Annotated in this window: 17 protein-coding genes; 1 reads left to right on the forward strand and 16 read right to left on the reverse strand. The window is 32.8% G+C overall.

The window, feature by feature from the left end:
- Positions 1–45: 45 nt before the first annotated feature.
- Complete coding sequence (locus tag KRODI_RS13805; RefSeq protein WP_013752237.1) at positions 46–774, forward strand: tyrosine-protein phosphatase; 729 nt, start codon at positions 46–48, stop codon at positions 772–774.
- Here the strand turns inward: KRODI_RS13805 and KRODI_RS13810 are convergent.
- The 16 genes from KRODI_RS13810 to KRODI_RS13885 form a co-directional block, all read right to left on the reverse strand.
- Positions 771–3,134 (reverse strand): GumC family protein, encoded by a 2,364-nt coding sequence (locus KRODI_RS13810; protein WP_013752238.1) that lies wholly within the window; start codon positions 3,132–3,134, stop codon positions 771–773. The genes KRODI_RS13805 and KRODI_RS13810 overlap by 4 nt on opposite strands.
- A gap of 18 nt (positions 3,135–3,152) precedes the next feature.
- Complete coding sequence (locus tag KRODI_RS13815) at positions 3,153–3,926, reverse strand: polysaccharide biosynthesis/export family protein (RefSeq protein ID WP_013752239.1); 774 nt, start codon at positions 3,924–3,926, stop codon at positions 3,153–3,155.
- Complete coding sequence (locus KRODI_RS13820) at positions 3,926–5,776, reverse strand: nucleoside-diphosphate sugar epimerase/dehydratase (RefSeq protein WP_316927795.1); 1,851 nt, start codon at positions 5,774–5,776, stop codon at positions 3,926–3,928. Before KRODI_RS13820 ends, KRODI_RS13815 begins: the two co-directional genes overlap by 1 nt.
- Positions 5,777–5,947: 171 nt before the next feature.
- The gene (locus KRODI_RS13825; RefSeq protein WP_013752241.1) at positions 5,948–7,090 is read right to left on the reverse strand and encodes a DegT/DnrJ/EryC1/StrS family aminotransferase; all 1,143 of its coding nucleotides are present in this window, start codon (positions 7,088–7,090) and stop codon (positions 5,948–5,950) included.
- A 3-nt stretch (positions 7,091–7,093) separates the two neighbouring features.
- A complete protein-coding gene (locus KRODI_RS13830; RefSeq protein WP_013752242.1) occupies positions 7,094–7,645 on the reverse strand; it encodes a sugar transferase in 552 nt (183 codons plus the stop codon).
- Entirely contained in the window at positions 7,638–8,231 is a 594-nt protein-coding gene (locus tag KRODI_RS13835; RefSeq protein ID WP_013752243.1) for an acetyltransferase, read from the reverse strand. The genes KRODI_RS13830 and KRODI_RS13835 overlap by 8 nt, the downstream gene beginning before the upstream one ends.
- Positions 8,231–8,833, reverse strand: coding sequence for a sugar transferase (locus KRODI_RS13840; protein ID WP_013752244.1), 603 nt, complete (start codon positions 8,831–8,833; stop codon positions 8,231–8,233). The genes KRODI_RS13835 and KRODI_RS13840 overlap by 1 nt, the downstream gene beginning before the upstream one ends.
- A gap of 3 nt (positions 8,834–8,836) precedes the next feature.
- Positions 8,837–10,009 (reverse strand): glycosyltransferase family 4 protein, encoded by a 1,173-nt coding sequence (locus KRODI_RS13845; protein WP_013752245.1) that lies wholly within the window; start codon positions 10,007–10,009, stop codon positions 8,837–8,839.
- Between the two features lie 11 nt (positions 10,010–10,020).
- Positions 10,021–11,199 (reverse strand): right-handed parallel beta-helix repeat-containing protein, encoded by a 1,179-nt coding sequence (locus KRODI_RS13850; RefSeq protein WP_013752246.1) that lies wholly within the window; start codon positions 11,197–11,199, stop codon positions 10,021–10,023.
- 3 nt (positions 11,200–11,202) lie between these two features.
- On the reverse strand, positions 11,203–12,375 hold the full coding sequence (locus KRODI_RS13855) for a glycosyltransferase (RefSeq protein ID WP_013752247.1): 1,173 nt from the start codon (positions 12,373–12,375) through the stop codon (positions 11,203–11,205).
- On the reverse strand, positions 12,375–13,514 hold the full coding sequence (wecB, locus tag KRODI_RS13860) for a non-hydrolyzing UDP-N-acetylglucosamine 2-epimerase (protein WP_013752248.1): 1,140 nt from the start codon (positions 13,512–13,514) through the stop codon (positions 12,375–12,377). The genes KRODI_RS13855 and wecB overlap by 1 nt, the downstream gene beginning before the upstream one ends.
- A gap of 9 nt (positions 13,515–13,523) precedes the next feature.
- Positions 13,524–14,642, reverse strand: a complete 1,119-nt coding sequence (locus tag KRODI_RS13865; protein WP_013752249.1) for an NAD-dependent epimerase/dehydratase family protein — start codon at positions 14,640–14,642, stop codon at positions 13,524–13,526.
- 79 nt (positions 14,643–14,721) lie between these two features.
- Entirely contained in the window at positions 14,722–15,057 is a 336-nt protein-coding gene (locus KRODI_RS13870; RefSeq protein WP_148236008.1) for a sugar epimerase, read from the reverse strand.
- Positions 15,058–15,161: 104 nt separating this feature from the next.
- On the reverse strand, positions 15,162–16,193 hold the full coding sequence (locus KRODI_RS13875) for a polysaccharide biosynthesis protein (protein ID WP_013752251.1): 1,032 nt from the start codon (positions 16,191–16,193) through the stop codon (positions 15,162–15,164).
- An 18-nt stretch (positions 16,194–16,211) separates the two neighbouring features.
- A complete protein-coding gene (locus tag KRODI_RS13880; protein ID WP_013752252.1) occupies positions 16,212–17,333 on the reverse strand; it encodes an EpsG family protein in 1,122 nt (373 codons plus the stop codon).
- Positions 17,334–17,348: 15 nt separating this feature from the next.
- A complete protein-coding gene (locus tag KRODI_RS13885; protein ID WP_013752253.1) occupies positions 17,349–17,891 on the reverse strand; it encodes an acyltransferase in 543 nt (180 codons plus the stop codon).
- Positions 17,892–17,893: the final 2 nt, after the last annotated feature.

Here is a 17,893-nt window from a genome sequence, read left to right on the forward strand (position 1 = left end):
GAATGAAGATACTAGTTTCTTAAATATTTAAAGTATTTTTGACTCATGTTTGGAATTTTTAACAAAAAAAAGTCATTTCTAGAAGTTTGGTCAGGTACACCAGAGATGCACTGTCATGTATTACCAGGAATCGATGATGGGGCTAAAACTATAGCCAAAAGCGAGGAACTTTTAAAAAAATATAAGAGCTTAGGTTGTGATAAGGTTATTGCTACTCCCCATACGATGGGAGGTATATATGATAATACACCAACAACCATATTCAAAGCGTTTGAAAGCATCAAGGATACACAGGGTATTGATTTATCATACTCTTCTGAGTATATGCTGGATGAAGTATTTACTACCTATTTAGAAACAAAAGAGCTTATTCCTCTAGTTGATAATTTTGTACTTGTAGAAATGTCTTTTTTTCAACCACCAGAAAATCTCTTTGAACAAATTTTCAAAATTGGTTCCCAGGGATATACACCTATTCTAGCACACCCCGAGCGTTATGCTTATTATCACAATAATTTAAAAAATTATAATAAGTTAAAAAAAATGGGTTGTTATTTCCAACTCAATGCACTTTCGTTGACAAACCATTATGGAAAGTCTATTAATAAACAAGCGCTACTTCTTTTAGAGGCTGGTATGTACGATTTTATAGGAACTGATGCTCATAGATTTGAACATTTGGAAAAGATTTCGACTTTTGAGATATCTACAAAATATAAAGATGTAATCAACCGTATTTGTCACAATACAAAATCTTTATTCGAAAATAATTAAAATTCTTCCCATCTTTTTTTTAACCTCTCAAAATAACTTAATTCCTCCTCACCATAACCGTAGCCGTACTTACTACCATAGCCAAAATTTGTCCTTGTAATACTATTTAGTATAAACCCTACATTTTTTAATTTACCTTCATCTATTAATTCTGAAGGATATTGTAAAAGCTTTTTATCTGTATACTCTGCACGGCAAACATACACAGTCACATTAGACTTTTGAGTTAACAATAGTGTATCAGTAACTAACAAGGTAGGTGCAGTATCTACAACTATATAATCATAAGATTTAGATAAGGTATCGATAAGTTGGCTAAATCTACCATTGAGCAATAGCTCAGCTGGATTAGGAGGAACTTTTCCAGAAAGAATTACATTTAAATTATATTTATCTGTACCTAATTCATTAATTATAGAACTTTCAATTACATTATAGTCATGTAAATATTCTGATAAACCTATTGTCCATTTAATATCTTCTAAATATCTGTGAATTTGAGGATTCCTTATATCTGCACCTAGAAGTATAACAGATTTATTTGTACTAGCTAGGCTTAAGGCCAGATTATATGCTACAAAAGTTTTCCCCTCTCCTTTGACTGTAGATGTTACAAAAATTACTTTCTCACTAGTTTGCTCATTAGCTCTTAAAAAATATGATAAGTTTGTCCTTATAATACGGAAAGCTTCAGATAATACAGATCTATCATTAGTAATAATCGTACTATTCTCCTTTGCCTTAACCTCTGGGATCTCTCCTAAAATGGAAGGATTAGATAATAACATTTCAACATCGCTTCTACTGTGAATTTTAGTGTCGAATAGTTCCTTAAAGTAAATAACAACTAGAGGTATTAAAATACCTAACAAAATACTTAATAATACAATAATTCTCTTTTTAGGTGAAATAGGAGATTTAGATGTGTATGCATAATCAACTATTTTAGCTTTAGGTGTAACTACAGAAAGTGCAATTGCCGTCTCTTCTTTCTTTTGTGATAGATATAAGTATAAAGCTTCCTTAATAGACCTTTGACGCTCGATGACTAGAGATGATCTTCCAATTTTAGGAATATTAGATAATTTATTATTAATAGTAGCTTGTCTTAGTTGGACTTCTCTATTTTCTATTTCAAGTGCAGTTTTTAATGTAGTTAAATTTTCAAGAAGATTACTACGTATTGCCGAAATTTGCTGATTAACGGCTATAACAACGGGGTTTAAATTTGTTGAGCTATTAAGAAGTTTGTTGCGCTCTAGAATTAAAGCATTATAATTTTCAACAGCAGTATTTGATAATCCTATATCAGAACCAATATTAATGGGTATTAAATCATCTTCATTTCCAGAGCTAAGATATTCTGAGAGAGAATTAAGTAAATCTAATTTAGTTTCAATCTCGAAATTCTTTTCGACAACTTTGTCTACATCTTTTAAAAAAAGCTTCCCTTCTTCTTGAATATCTACCAGTTTATTGGTTCTATTAAACACTTCCTTCTGTTGCTCAACAGAATCAAGTTCGCTTTGAATTATGGCAAGCCTTGTATTAATAAATATAGCCGTACTTTTAGTTACAGCAGTTCTATCATTTATAGCATCATTATTAAAGACTTCAACAAGTCTATTTAGTATTACTTCAGATTTTTTAAAATTACTACCTATAAGGCTTAGTTTTATAATGCTACTCTTTTCACTTACTTGTTCTACTCCTATACTTGAACGTAAAGCGTTTATTGTATTCTCTATACTTGATACTTGAATTGTATATGTTTTACTAGGAGCTTCATTTTTTATAGATAGATAATAAAACCGTGGAAGTAATATAAACTCATTACCTTTAAAAGAAATACGTTCACCAAAATCGTAATTTACAAAGTTTCCAGAACCATCAAAACTAATTTGACAACTAGCCTCATCTACTAATTTTAAATCAAACAGAATTGTTTTAATAGATTCTTCTTCTGATAATACTTTTACTTCTACAGGTTTATTTTCAAATAGTTCTATTTTTTTGAACCGATCATTTCTAAAATATGAAACATTTAATTTTAGCGAAGTTATAACTTCACCTATAATCCTCCTAGACCTAATAATTTCTAACTCATTTTCAAAGGCAGACTCACTGAGACCAGCGCCTGTTAAGCCTAAATCATCGAAAGCTGCGAGCTCCGACAGTGCACTATTGCTTTCATCTTTAATTAAAATGCTAGAGGAACTGTTATAAAAAGGAATACTAGAGTAAATATAAATATATGCAACACTTATAGTTACAAAGACCGAAATGACAAACCATTTCCAATAAGCAGCATAATGTAATAATTGTACTTTTACAGAAGACTCTTGAATATCTTTAGGCATATAAACTTAGGATAGGAATTATTTCACTAAGACAGCAATCACAGAAATGATGATACCAGCAATAGAGATGAAAATTGATGAATTTCTATTAAAACCAGAACTTTGAACTTGAGCCTTATTTGGAGACACAATTACAACATCATTTTGATTCAAATAATAATAAGGGGAGTTAATAGCATCAATACTAGTAAAATCTAGTTGTCCATAAATCTTACGATTATCTTGTTCTCTAATTATTGTTACCGTTTTTCGATCTCCAAAAAGAGTCATATCACCTGCTCTACCAAGAGCTTCTAAAATTGTAATCCTCTCATCCGAAATTGTAAACGATCCAGGTCTGGCTACTTCCCCTAAAACAGAAATTGTATAATTTATAATGTTCAAGTTTACAATAGGATTTTTGACATAAGTTGAAATTCTCTCTTGTATTAACTCTATAACTTTTTGCTTTGTTTTGCCTCCAATAGCTAATGATCCTATTAATGGGAAGTCAATATTACCTTTGTTATCTACTAAATAAGTCTGTAATCTTTCGTCACCGTTGCGTGATATCCCAGAACTTGTAAACATTGGATTGAAGGGTAACACAGCTTCTGGAGATAGTGCTGAAACATATATGGTAAGTAAATCATTAGGTCTAACAATCACCTCATAGTCATTACTATTATCTTTACTACTTATATTTTCAACGTCTTGAAAATATAAAACATCTTTTTTTGAAACACAGGAAGAAAAGAAAAAGGCTATTAAAACAACTACTAAAAATCTAAAGCTTATAGAATCTAACAACATTATTTTGTGCTTGCCTTTGTACTGAAATCAGAAATAGTAGATTCTTGATTATCAACCTCTACATCTAGCAATTCATAGGTAGAGTTGTTACTTTTAAATTCTGGAATTAAAGTTTTTAACTTTGCCACACTAATCGTGTTATTATTTTTTACAGCAGCTTTAATAATTTTAGAAATTAATTCATTTACGAAATTATAATCATAAATTACATCCTCACTTATCATTATTTTGTCGTGGTGCGTAGGTAGTGTCTTACTAGTGTCTAAAAGAAGTTCTTCATAAAGTTTTTCTCCTGGTCTTAGTCCTGTTATTTTTATTTCCATATCCTCGTTAGTAGTATATCCAGCTAATTTTATCATTTTTTCTGCTAGATCCATAATACGAACGGGTTCTCCCATATCAAAAATAAAAATCTCACCTCCTTTACCCATCGATCCAGCTTCGAGAACTAGGTGACAAGCTTCAGGGATTGTCATAAAATATCTAATTATATCTGGGTGGGTAATTGTAACAGGGCCTCCCTCTTCAATTTGTTTTTTAAAAAGTGGAACTACAGATCCATTAGATCCTAATACATTTCCAAAACGAGTAGTAATAAATTTTGTGACATTTTTTTTCTTGCTTTTTTCTAAAGTATCGAAATATTTAGATTGAACATACATCTCTGCTGCTCTTTTTGTAGCACCCATTACATTACTTGGATTTACTGCCTTGTCAGTACTGACCATTACAAAATGGCTTACACTATTTTCAACTGCAATATCTGCAAGGTTTTTAGTTCCAAAAATATTTGTCAATATCGCTTCGGAAGGATTATCCTCCATTAAAGGGACGTGTTTATAAGCTGCGGCGTGATATATTGCATCAATCTTAAAAGTATTAAAGAGAACTCTTAATCTTGATCTATTAGCAACATCACAGATGGTAAATTCAATGTCTAAATTAGGAAACTTGGACATAAGCTCAAGTGACAATGCGTGCATGGGAGATTCTGCTTGATCCAAAATAATAAGCTTCGTTGGGTGATAACTTGCAACTTGTCTTGCTATCTCACTACCTATTGATCCTGCTCCCCCAGTGACAAGAATCGTCTTGCCAAGAATTTTTTTAGACTTAACGGAATCATTCAATTTAATGGGTTCTCTATTTAGAAGATCTTCAATTTGTAAGCTCTTTAGCTGGTCGGTAACTGTTGTTTTCTCACTCCAATTGATAACTAGAGGGGAATTAAAAACTTTTATATCGTGTTCGAGACAGTCTTTGACAAGTTTAAATCGTTCTTCTGAATTAAGGGTGTTTCCCGCAAAAATTATAGCCGAAGCTTTTAATTTCTGAACAATAGTATGAATACTCCCATCCATTTCTAGAACTGGTTTATCTAATATTCTTAAACTTTTATTTTGTCTAGTGGAAACAAAGCCTTTAATAACAAATCGCTGTGGGTGCTCAATATCAAGAGCTGCGGCAATAGATATCGCTCCATCGTCTATTCCGACAATGACAGCTTGAATTAATTCTTCATCTTGATGAACTACTTTAAAGCTTTCATATAATTGCTTAATAACAAGTCTAAAAATAAATAATGCAGTAAAAGAGGTTACAAAGAACATTATTAAACCACTATTTAGGAAAATTTTTCCTCCCCAAAATCTTAGGTAAAATAAATTGATAAGTGTGAGTACTAGAAAAGTGCTCAATGTAGCAAAGAGTAACTTTAAGGCATCCATCAAAGAGGAATGACGGATTAATCCCGCATAAGTTCTAAATACTAATAAATTTACAAAAGTAACACCAACAATTAAACTTACTTGCTGTCCTATAGTTAGTACATTAAGTGGTTTAATATTCAAATCATTTAGCAATAAATAAGTAATAGAAAGTGCACAAAGAACTAGGGAGGTATCTATAAAAAGCACAGACCATCTAGGCAAGTATTTTATATTCCTGATGTCTAATCTATTCTCATCAGAAAATAAGCGATTTATTGCTCTATATAACCTCGTCATCATTTCTTTTATGAATTATTTGAATAAATCAAAGATAGCATTTTCAATTCGGTCCCTGTCTGCATCAGTCAGATTTGATCCTGATGGCAAACAAAGCCCCTCATTAAATAACTCCTCTGCAACATTATTACCGTAATAAGGTGCATCCTTAAAAATAGGCTGCATATGCATTGGTTTCCAAAGTGGTCTTGATTCTATATCTGCTTTCGCGAAAGCAATACGCATATCTTCTCTGGTAATACCGTTTGTCTTTTCTGGATCAACAATAATTGCAGAAAGCCAGTGATTACTATGATAATCAGAGTTAGGTTCTGTAAAAACTTTTACTCCGCTTATATTTTTAAAAACTCTTTCATAAAATGTATGCATACCACGTCTAAGGTTGATGTGCTTATCCAGCACTTCCATTTGACCACGGCCTATCCCTGCAGTTATATTGCTCATTCTATAATTATACCCAACAGCTGTGTGTTCATAATGTGCGGCCTCATCTCTTGCTTGAGTTGCTAGAAAAACAGTGTAGTCCTTATCTTTCTTAGAATTACAAACCATCGCACCTCCTACACTTGTGGTGATAATTTTATTTCCATTGAACGAGAGAATACCAAAGCGACCAAATGTTCCACATTTCTGACCTTTGAAAGTTGACCCAAGAGCCTCGGCACTATCTTCTACTATAGGTATAGAAAACCTATCTGCAATAGCGTGAACTTCATCAATTTTATAAGGCATCCCATACAGATGTACTGCCACAATTGCCTTTGGTGTCTTACCCAAGCGTATTCTATCCTCTATTGCTTTTTCTAAATACTTTGGACAAATATTCCAAGTGTCTGGCTCACTATCTACTAAAATAGGTGTAGCCCCTTGATATATAATAGGATTAATACTACCACAAAATGTAAAAGATTGACATATTACTTCATCACCCTGCGTAACTCCACATTGAATAAGAGCAAGGTGAATTGCAGCTGTCCCAGAACTAAGAGCCGCAACAAGTGAATCTTCTCCTTGATATTTTTCAAGATCGCTTTCAAAACCATTCACGTTTGCTCCCAAAGGGGCAACCCAATTAGTGTCAAATGCTTCTTTAACATAATTTTGTTCAGTACCGCCCATATGAGGAGATGATAACCAGATTTTATTGGAACTTGACATTGTCTATAGAGTGATTTTATTTTTTACAAATATAGCTTTTAGTGTAAGACCTATTATATAGAGATCATATCTAAAACTAGCTTTTTTACAATACGCGAGATTCATTTGCACTTTATTGGGAAAAATTATTGTGTCATTATATGATTTAGGGTCATTCTCATTTAAAAGTAAGATTTCCTCATTTGCATATTTTAATGCGGCAAGACTAGTTAATCCTGGTTTAAGTTTAAGAACATCTCTATCCTTACCTTCAAGCTTATCATAATACCCAGGTATATCTGGTCTAGGGCCTACAAAAGACATATCACCCTTTAAGATATTGAAAAGCTGTGGGAGTTCGTCAATTTTAAATTTTCTAAGAAATTTGCCTATTCTAGTAACTTTACCCTTATGCATCGTTCTGATCTTGTAGATAGTAAATGGCTTACCATATTGACCAATTCTAGTTTGTTTAAAAATTGAGAAAAACGGGACAATGATAATAATTAACCAAAATGGTAGGAGACCTATTATTATTAATATAGCAAATAAAAAATCAAAAATAGATTTAATCAATTTCTTTATATTTTATTATATGACCAGGGTTACCCACCACTACAGCATAATCTGGAACATCTTTTATAATAACTGCACCGGCTCCAATTGTGCACCACTTGCCTATTTTTATACCGGGAATAACTACAGCTCCAGCTCCAATATGAGTTCCTACATCTACGCTTACTCCACCACTTAAAGTAGCATTAGGCGAGATATGCAAAAAGTCTTTGAGAATACAATCATGTTCCACAATAGCACCAGTATTAATAATACAATGGTTTCCAATAGAAATGGATTCATTAACAACGGCGTTAGGCATTATAACAGTACCTAACCCAATTTCATATTGTAAAGAAACAGTCGCCTTGCTATGTATTATAGCTTTGTGCCATTGATTTTTATATCTCTCTGCAAGTTTCTTACGAATACTATTATCTCCTATACCTATGATTATTTTATCAAAATCTTGAATCTTACATATAGGCAACCCTAGATAGAAATCTTTTTTATAGTTATCATCTATAAAACCTTCCACAACAATACCATTATTAATTGCTATGGCATTTACTACCTTACCGTGACCACTTGCTCCAAAAATTTTCATTATCCTTTAAATCTAGTTGTTGTAGCTTCTCCCTCTTGCGATATCCCTTCAGAAATAAAGACTTTTTTAATAGTCATTAGTAAAATTTTTATATCAAATAAAAAACTTTGATTATTTACATACCAGACGTCTAACTCAAATTTTCTTTCCCAACTTATAGCATTGCGTCCATTAACTTGAGCCCATCCAGATATGCCGGGCTTAACAAGGCCTCGCTTACGTTGCTCTTGAGAATAAAGCTCAACATACTCTGGCAGTAATGGTCTAGGCCCTATAAAACTCATATCACCCTTAAGAACATTTAATAATTGTGGCAACTCATCTAGCGATGTTTTTCTTATAAACTTACCCACTGGAGTAAGCCGCACAGCATCTGGTAATAAATTACCAAATCTATCACGTTTATCATTCATAGATCTAAACTTTATGATTCTAAAAATAATATCGTCTTTACCCGTTCTCAATTGTGTATAAAAGGGTTTTCCGCCATTTGCTATTGTTAATAGGAAAGTGATTAATAAAATAATGGGGGCAATGACTATCAATCCTATAAAAGCACAGCTTATATCAATAAGTGGTTTGAGAACATTTTTATACCACATATATTATTTTTTTTGAGCCATTAAGCCATTTAATAATTCCCTGTACTCTTCTAGCAATGCTTGCCATATCTCTCTTCTTTCATAACTACCAGTGATGACGCTTCTCGCATTTGCCTTAGTACTATTATAAAGTTCTTTATCTTCTATAAGTTTACGCATTGCTATTTCGAGTGCGGAACTACTTTTGACTGGAACAATAAACCCGTTGTAATTGTCTACTACAATCTCATTACATCCATTAATATCAGAAACTATTGCAGGTAATCCCATAGCACCTGCTTGTAATACCACATTAGGAAATCCCTCTCTGTATGACGGAAATGTTAACGCTTTCGCGAAAGCAAAATAAGGTCTCACATCATCAACATAGCCAGTTGTGTAAATTTTATTATGCGTCTTAATTATTTCTTGTGTAGAAGGCAAAAGAGGATCTAGCTCTTCTTCTAATGGACCAACAAGAAGTAGTGAGGTTTCTGGATATTTTTGTTGAACAGTTACAAATGCTTTTACCAGTTCATTTACACCTTTATCTCCCACAAGCCTACCTACCAGTATAAATGTAAAATCAGTCTGAGAAATACTTAGCTCCTCTGCTACATCTACATTGTTACTTGATTCATAATCTGGAGAAAAGTATGTAGTATCAATACCGTTTGAGGAGCCTTTCCCTATCACTTTAAGCTTAGTGTTCTTTGTGAATTTTAAATCTTCTATAATAGATTTTAAGCCTTGTGCATTAGGATACACTTTTGTGGCGCAACTATAAGTAAGCTTTTCAACTACGTCTAGTAACTTTCGCTTACCACCAGTCGCTTCAAGTAACGGGAGACCCGCCACCGTATGTAATCGTAATGGGACTCCAGCAAGTCTCGCTGCAAGCATACCTACAATACCTGCCTTAGGAGTATGTGTGTGTACAATTGCTGGCTTTTCTCTTTTTAAAAACTTGTAAAGTATATATAAAGCTTTAAGGTCTTTTAAAGGAGTAATTTTTCTTGTTAAAGGAAGAAAAAAAAACGGCACCCCTTGCTTGCTTGCTACTCTTTTAAGCTCCTCCTCTTGTGATGAAACAGCTGTGACCTCGTAGTGCTCTTTCATAAAAGAAAGTTGTCCCTCTAAAAGCTTGTCTAAAGAAATAGGAACCGTTGTTATTCTTATTAATTTTTTATTGTTCAAATTTTAAAGAGTTAGATTTTTGTAATTTCTAAACTTCCATCAAATTTAATGGTGCTTAGTCTATTGATCAATTTTTGATTTGCATTGACGGTATCTTCTACAGTAAAAATAATAGGCTTGTCTATTTTCAACGATGGAAATAATCCTCTCGTTACTCCTAAGGCATATGGAACTTTATTAAATTTCCAAACAGGCTCTACAATATTTATATCTCCTCGTATTTTTTTATCATTTTTATTGACTTCTTTTCTAATCGATGCCAGCACAAAGCCGTGGTATGAATACTCGTCTTTATGATTTCTAATTTCTACAGAAACATTTTTAGCCTTTTCACCTACCATACTACCTAAGGATACAACGATTCCCAAATAAGCATTGTTTATAGTGTGTGGATTATTTATAGTTATATTCTCAATTACGTCGTCGTTTCCATTGGGTTCTATATCAATACCTGCCTCTGGGCTTTTACCATTCGTATTGGAAATAATAGCATTATTAATAGTTACATTCTTACCAGATACAATAGAAATTCCATTCCGCCTATTATCATTTATATACGGATCAGTTATCAAAATTTTATTGTTGGGTTTGTTTATATCACCTTTCCCTATGTAAATACCATCTCCCCAACACTTCTCAACTTTAGGAGCATAAATTTCAATATTTCGTGCCGAGGCCATCCATATACCCATTCCCCACTCACCTTCTGTTATATTTGGTTTTAGCCTTCTATACTTATCGCCCTCTATTATCGGCCCATATAATTTTACATTTTCGACATTATTTAGAGCTAATATAGTATACCAAACTTTATCTGATGGTGATAAAATTAACTTAGAACCCTCTGGAAATATAACTATAGAATTACTTTTTACTGCTATACCTTTATCATTAACTAGTAAGGGAAAATTAGGAAAGATTAAATTTCGCTCTTCATTTAAAGCTTTCTGAATATAATTAGTATAGTCTATATCTCCCAATACAGAATAATTTTTTGGTAAATAGTCGGTAACTTTCGCATAGGTGAGATAAAAACTCTCATTAATAGTTAAGTCTTTATTCAATGAATCCGACACTTTGTTGTATTGCTTTTTTGCAAGTTTGGTATCGACTTTAAGTAGCTCATTTGTACCACAAGAATAAAGCACAAAAATTACATTTAAGGTTAGAAAAAAAGTAAACTTTTTCATAGATTATTTCAAAAAATTTTCAAAAACAGTCATATAACTTCTATAATCAAATATTTTATCCTTTAACACGCTTTCTTTTAAAATTTTTAGATCATTTTTATTTATTTTAAATACTTCTGAAAGTGAATCATAAACAGAATCCTCACTACTTGTATCTATCCAAAAACCATTTTTTCCTTCAATCAGATAGTCTGCTAAATTACTATTTCTATTAGTAAGCACAGGAATACCGCAAGAAAGAGCTTCAACGAATTTTGTTGGAAAGCCAGCTGTAGTAACTAAATTAGTATCTCTTAAGAAAATAGAAAAATCACTCTTTTTCAATAAATCTAAGGCCTCATTGTGAGGAACACGACCTTTCCAATCTATTAATTCACCTAGAGACAATAGTTTGTCTTTGTAGTCAGGAAATACAATCAGAAAGCCACTTAAATCCATTCCTAAGATGGTCAATTTAAAGTCTGTAAAAGTTTTGGAAATCAAATAAAGACCATCAATTATTAAATCAAGCCTGTCCTTTACCTCTGATCCTTTTGTTAGAGCGAAGGGAGATCCGGAATAAATTAAATTAACAGTTGTATTGTTTTTTTGAAGTATATTAGTAGGCCACTTAGAATCTTCCTTGTCGATCAAAGGTGGTATCTGCAATGTTTGAACACCTTGATTACTATAATAAGTGTCTAGATAGGAACTTATAGCAATAACTCCATCTAATTTTATGTGAAGATTATTCATTCTAAGTTTAATATCCCAAGACTTTACCGTTCTAGCTAAAAAATTACCTGTTTTGGGTGCGATGTACCATTCTGTGCAGTCTGAAAAAATTTTTATTTCTTTTTTTTTACAATATTTTAGTAAACGATATAGAGATCCAGAAGGAAGGTTATAACATATTATAGAGTGGACATTACTATAGGACTCAATAAGTTTTATATAATCTTTGAAAGTAGTTATATATTCAAACCAAGAAATAATAGAATTAGGATATTTTAATGCACTTGAGTTAAAACCATAAAAAGTTTTATTACAATAAATTCTTTCATTTGATATTCCCATAAAATGAACATTATACCCTATATCGCGTAATAGCTTCCCATTTGCTATTACTCGGTGTGCTGCAGCATTCTTGTCTGGCAATTCAAATCCTCCTATATATATTATAGTTCCTTTATCCATTATAATGATTCACTCCAGACAGTGCGTTTTATATAGTCCGTATAACTTAATATGATACGTACGACTTTCTCACTTACATTAGGCATACTATAATCTGCAACCGTTCTAAAATTACGACTGGCTCCTCTTTCTTGTCTCTTGAGTTGTAAAAGACCTTGCATTATTCTTTCTGGTGATAAGCCTACCATCATTACAGAGGCTTCCTCCATAGCTTCTGGACGCTCGTGTGCCTGTCTTATATTGAGAGCAGGAAAATTGAGAATAGAGGATTCCTCAGAAATTGTACCACTATCTGATAACACAGCATAACTGTACATTTGTAGTGCATTGTAATCGTGAAAACCTAAAGGTTTTAAAAACTGTACATTACTGTGCATTGTAATGTTTTTCTTATTAATCATATTTCGAGTACGTGGATGTGTACTTACTATGATAGGTTTACTATAAGTTTCTGCAATATCATTTAACCCCCGCATAAGGTTCGTAAAGTTAACCTCACTACTTATATTTTCCTCACGGTGGGCAGAAACAACAAAATAATTCTCTTTTTTAAGGTTTAAACGAGATAGAACATCACTAGCTTTAATTTTAGGTAAGTAGTGATTAAGAACTTCAAACATAGGGCTCCCCGTTTTTATAATTCTATCTGCAGGTAACCCTTCTTTAAGTAAATATTCTCTCGCAATATCGCTATAGGTAAGGTTTACATCTGCTGTGTGATCAACAATTTTCCTGTTTGTCTCTTCTGGCACACGCTGATCAAAGCAACGATTACCTGCCTCCATATGAAATATAGGTATGTGGCGCTTTTTTGCAGGAATAGCGCATAAACAGCTATTTGTATCTCCTAAAACTAAGAATGCATCTGGATTAATCTCTTCTAAAAGAGGATCTATTTTTATAAGAATATTACCTATAGTTTCCGTTGCTGATTTACCTGCAGCTTCAAGAAAATAATCCGGTTTTCTTATAGCAAGGTCATCAAAAAATATTTGATTAAGTTCATAATCATAATTTTGCCCAGTATGTACTAGAATATGCTCAATGGCTTCCGAAGCATCAAGTGCATCAAGTACTCTTGATAAACGTATAATCTCTGGACGCGTACCTACGACGGTCATTACTTTTAATCTTTTCATATTTTTTACTTAAACTTCTTCAAAATAAGTGTCTGCATCAGCTGCATCATAAGGTTCGTTAATCCAAAAATTGGTATATAAAACATCATCTCCTATGTTTTTTATATTATGAGTGTACCATATAGGCATATCTACGTAGGCTGGCTCATCACCATCAAGGTAAAAATCTAATATTTCGTTTGTACCTATCTTGCGTAATTGAATTAAAGCTTTTCCTTTAATAACTGCAAAACGCTCTATCTTTCTAGTATGATAATGATTTCCTCTAGTTATACCTGGAACTGTAGTCGAAAATGAAACTTGCCCTCCTACTCCTAATCTAATTATTTCAACAAAACTACCTCTTGGATCGGTATGTTGCGTAAATTTTACAGGAAAATGCGATGTTATATCCATATAACATCGATAGGTGTTAAATAGATGTAATTCAAAAGTGTTGGTCATCACTGGGATCACTCCAAGATCCTGATAGGTATTCTTAAAGCTTTGAAAGTAATTTAAAACTTCTGAAACTTTAGCGACAGCGGTATGAGAAATCACATACTCAGGTTCGTGTATACTGTCATTAATTTTATCCAAAATTTCTTGTACGAGCTCTAATACATAAATGAGCTTAAGCTCACCATCAATTTGAATAGTAGGTACTTCTCCTTTTGAAACTTGATGGGCAAATGTTGCTACAACTGAGTTATAGAAAGGTTTACCGAATGGACCAAAAACATTAGGAACAATCATTCCGGTAAATGTAGCACCAACTTGCTCAGCCCAGTTATTGAGTAACTCCCTCGCTTTCTTTTTTGAAGATCCATAAAGATTTTCTCTACCTTCTTGAGATGAGGATGAAAAAAGTACGTGTGCTCTAGATTTAGTACGCTTTAATGAGGATATAAGGCTTTCTGCAAGATTAACATTAGTATCATATATGACCTGAGGATTATCGTGCCTATTCATTCCAGCAAGATGAACTATAGCATCGCATTTATTTACAAATTCATCCATCTTAGAATCTTTTTCAAAGAAAGAGCGTTCAAAAGGGACTAGTGTAAAATCTTCAGGTCTAGTATTAATTATCATTTTAAGGTGATTACCTACAAATCCAGCTTCTCCTGTTATACCTATAAATTTCATAATATATTTTTATCCCTTTTTATCGAATCTCATTTAGCGACCAATTAGATCAGCGTTTAAAGTTAGTTTTTAAACGTAACTACATTGGAGTGTTTGAATTGAAATAATCAAGATCATATTTATAATCATCCTGTATTTCTCCCATCAAATAATCTGAAAATACAAGAATTGTTGCATTTTCCGTTAATGAGCTAATTCTCGTAATATAACCATCTGGCACAAATAACACATCTCCGCTTTGCGCGAAAATAAGAAAACTATCTATAGATGCTTTAGGGTTGGGTACTTTCCAATTATCAACTTTTATGACGTCAATTTTCACTTGTCCAACTGAAGAAGAAAACCACCTCTTCTCAATCTGATGCCCTTGCCATCCCCGTACAGGACGATCTACACTATTAGTTATCGAATACATCCTTCTGATTTGGGATGCATCAAAGTCATTGTTATAAACCAGTTCTCCTCGAATATCTTTGAATGACTTTCCTTTAATAATGTAAGGAAATTGCTTCATGATTTTTAATTTGGATATTGAGAAACATCTTCGCCAAACACTTGCTTCTTAATTAGAGGTAAATTTGATAGTAATTGTTTCATCCCTTCAACATCCTCTTGCTCTGTATTATGAGAGTTATAATCTTCTATCTCAGCAGCCGCATCTTCTCCCTCAGAAAAATATTGTGCATAGTTAAGGTCTCTATTATCTGCAGGGATACGATAAAATTCTCCCATATCTTCTGCTTTAAGCATCTCTTCTCTAGTACAGAGGGTTTCATATAATTTTTCTCCGTGTCTTGTGCCTATAATCTTTATATCGTTATCTGCCTTACATAATTCCTTAAGAGCTTGAGCAAGATCACCTATTGTTCCTGCTGGTGCTTTATTTACAAATAGGTCACCAGCATTTCCATGCTCAAAAGCAAAAAGAACTAGCTCTACAGCTTCTTCTAGAGACATAAGAAAACGCGTCATACTAGGATCTGTTATTGTAATAGGATTTCCCTCTTGTATTTGTTTGAGAAATAAGGGTATTACAGAGCCTCTAGAGGCCATAACGTTACCATATCGAGTTAGGCATACTGTAGTGTCAGGATTATTGCGAGAGGCAGCAACGGCCACCTTCTCCATAAGCGCTTTAGAAATACCCATTGCATTAATGGGATATGCCGCTTTATCTGTACTCAAACAAATTACTTTTTTTACTTTATTAAAAGCTGCTGCATCAATTACATTCTGCGTGCCAAATACATTGGTTCTAGTAGCTTCTAGAGGAAAAAACTCACAAGAAGGGACCTGTTTCAATGCAGCAGCATGAAAAATATAATCAACACCACGGCTAGCTCTTTCAATACTATCATAGTTGCGCACATCACCTATATAAAATTTCAATTTATTATTTTTAAGTGCAGTACGCATATCATCCTGTTTCTTCTCGTCACGAGAAAATATTCTAATCTCACTGAAATGATCTGTATGTAGAAAACGCTGTAATACTGCGTTTCCAAATGAACCAGTTCCTCCAGTAATTAATAATATTTTATTTTTAAGCATAATTAATTTTGTTTTAGATTAAGACCCGTAGGGCGCTTTCATATATTGCCAGAAGAACTTATACTCATCTAAGGACTGTATAGCAAATATGGTAATAAATATGAATCCTACAGTTGCTAGACTATATGTAACTCCCCTAAATTTATTAGAATGCAGCGACGATGAGCTAGATGCATCTAAAAGAAATGGAATCCAAACCATCATTATAATAGCAAAATACTGAGCTACTCTTCCTGCACTAGGGTTTACCCATTGTAATGGGAGAAAAAATAGGGCAAGAGCAAAAACATTGTACATTACCACAACGCGGTAATTGTCTTTTGTTGCTTTTTTCATTAATATAAGGCCAATAATACCAAGCACGATTTGAAAAGCAGTTAGTATTAATGACCCACCTGTTTTGTATTGCTCCGCATAAACTCCAAATCTATCTTCAACACCAAAAATAGTAACAAAAAATAACGCGAGGTAATTTTTGAAGTACATGACTACAGGGAAAGTAATAATTGACAAACCAAAAATCAATTTAGGCCTATTCAATTTTACAACAGCATAAAGAGGCAGAAAAACTAATGCAGATATATGAAACAATGACCCAATTAATACGAGAAGTATAAACCTCCAAATGTTACGCTTAACTAAATGCTCATAACTTATGAATAAAACAGCAGTAGCAAGTGTTTGACGTATACCTGTAATAGAGTAAAACCCATAATAATAACCCATATATATAATAAAAGCGACTGCTATATGCCTTATGCTAGTAGTATTTTTATACATAAAATGACCAAAAGGAATCATAAAAAAGAAACCAACAATCATTAAATATACTTGATAATCTAATGTAAAAATCTGAATAACTTTTTGAAAAAAGAGATAGAATGGATCCTTACCTGAGAGAGTAAAAAGTTTGTTTAAAACAGAATTCCAATTAGTATTTTCAGCTTGTTTCCAAAGAACATTGTATTGATACGTGTCGGCACCGACTGCCCAATTTCTAAGGCCAGATTGTAGAGCAAGGATAAAAACAATTATGGCAATAAATTGTTTACGCCTTTTTTCATACGATCTTTCTGGAATCTCCACAGAAAAAAGAATTCCACAAGCAATAATCATAAGTATGATAAAAATACGATGCATAGATAGGGTAAAAAACTAAGATTTTGTTTTTTGATAATTAAAAATTTTTTTTAATTCGTCATCTTTTTCCTTCCCGACGAGATGACCTATTTTCAATGAGTTTTGTTGAATCTTCTTCAGATAATCATCTGTAGATTTTATATACCGAGCAGGAACCCCGGCTACAACTGAATTATCTTCAACATTTTTTGTAACAACAGAACCAGCACCAATGATACAATTATTTCCAATCGTAACCCCAGGCAGAATAATACTTCTAACCCCAATATAGACTTTATTACCAACAGTTATTGGAGAAGTTATCTCTAAATCAGGAAATTTATCTCTAAACAATAGGGTTCCGCCATCGTGTGTTATAAATACGACTTCTCTAGTAATATGAACATCATTTCCTAACTTAATACACCAAGGCTCAGTACCAAACATTCCTATTGGATTACCATAAATATGCAAGTTCTCTCCTGCATTCACACCAATATTTCTAGCATATCTTTCATGGTTTAATTTTGCTGAAATATTAATATATATATATTTATAAATTTTTTTTAAAATACTCATAA

Source organism: Dokdonia sp. 4H-3-7-5 (assembly GCF_000212355.1).
GTDB lineage: Bacteria > Bacteroidota > Bacteroidia > Flavobacteriales > Flavobacteriaceae > Dokdonia.

Bases quoted from the DNA above. Each gene is read 5' to 3' on its own strand.
- KRODI_RS13805 (WP_013752237.1), top strand. From the start codon at position 46: ATGTTTGGAATTTTTAACAAAAAAAAGTCATTTCTAGAAGTTTGGTCA.
- KRODI_RS13810 (WP_013752238.1), bottom strand. From the start codon at position 3,134: ATGCCTAAAGATATTCAAGAGTCTTCTGTAAAAGTACAATTATTACAT.
- KRODI_RS13815 (WP_013752239.1), bottom strand. From the start codon at position 3,926: ATGTTGTTAGATTCTATAAGCTTTAGATTTTTAGTAGTTGTTTTAATA.
- KRODI_RS13825 (WP_013752241.1), bottom strand. From the start codon at position 7,090: ATGTCAAGTTCCAATAAAATCTGGTTATCATCTCCTCATATGGGCGGT.
- KRODI_RS13835 (WP_013752243.1), bottom strand. From the start codon at position 8,231: ATGAAAATTTTTGGAGCAAGTGGTCACGGTAAGGTAGTAAATGCCATA.
- KRODI_RS13840 (WP_013752244.1), bottom strand. From the start codon at position 8,833: ATGTGGTATAAAAATGTTCTCAAACCACTTATTGATATAAGCTGTGCT.
- KRODI_RS13850 (WP_013752246.1), bottom strand. From the start codon at position 11,199: ATGAAAAAGTTTACTTTTTTTCTAACCTTAAATGTAATTTTTGTGCTT.
- KRODI_RS13855 (WP_013752247.1), bottom strand. From the start codon at position 12,375: ATGGATAAAGGAACTATAATATATATAGGAGGATTTGAATTGCCAGAC.
- wecB (WP_013752248.1), bottom strand. From the start codon at position 13,514: ATGAAAAGATTAAAAGTAATGACCGTCGTAGGTACGCGTCCAGAGATT.
- KRODI_RS13865 (WP_013752249.1), bottom strand. From the start codon at position 14,642: ATGAAATTTATAGGTATAACAGGAGAAGCTGGATTTGTAGGTAATCAC.
- KRODI_RS13870 (WP_148236008.1), bottom strand. From the start codon at position 15,057: ATGTATTCGATAACTAATAGTGTAGATCGTCCTGTACGGGGATGGCAA.
- KRODI_RS13875 (WP_013752251.1), bottom strand. From the start codon at position 16,193: ATGCTTAAAAATAAAATATTATTAATTACTGGAGGAACTGGTTCATTT.
- KRODI_RS13880 (WP_013752252.1), bottom strand. From the start codon at position 17,333: ATGCATCGTATTTTTATCATACTTATGATTATTGCTTGTGGAATTCTT.
- KRODI_RS13885 (WP_013752253.1), bottom strand. From the start codon at position 17,891: ATGAGTATTTTAAAAAAAATTTATAAATATATATATATTAATATTTCA.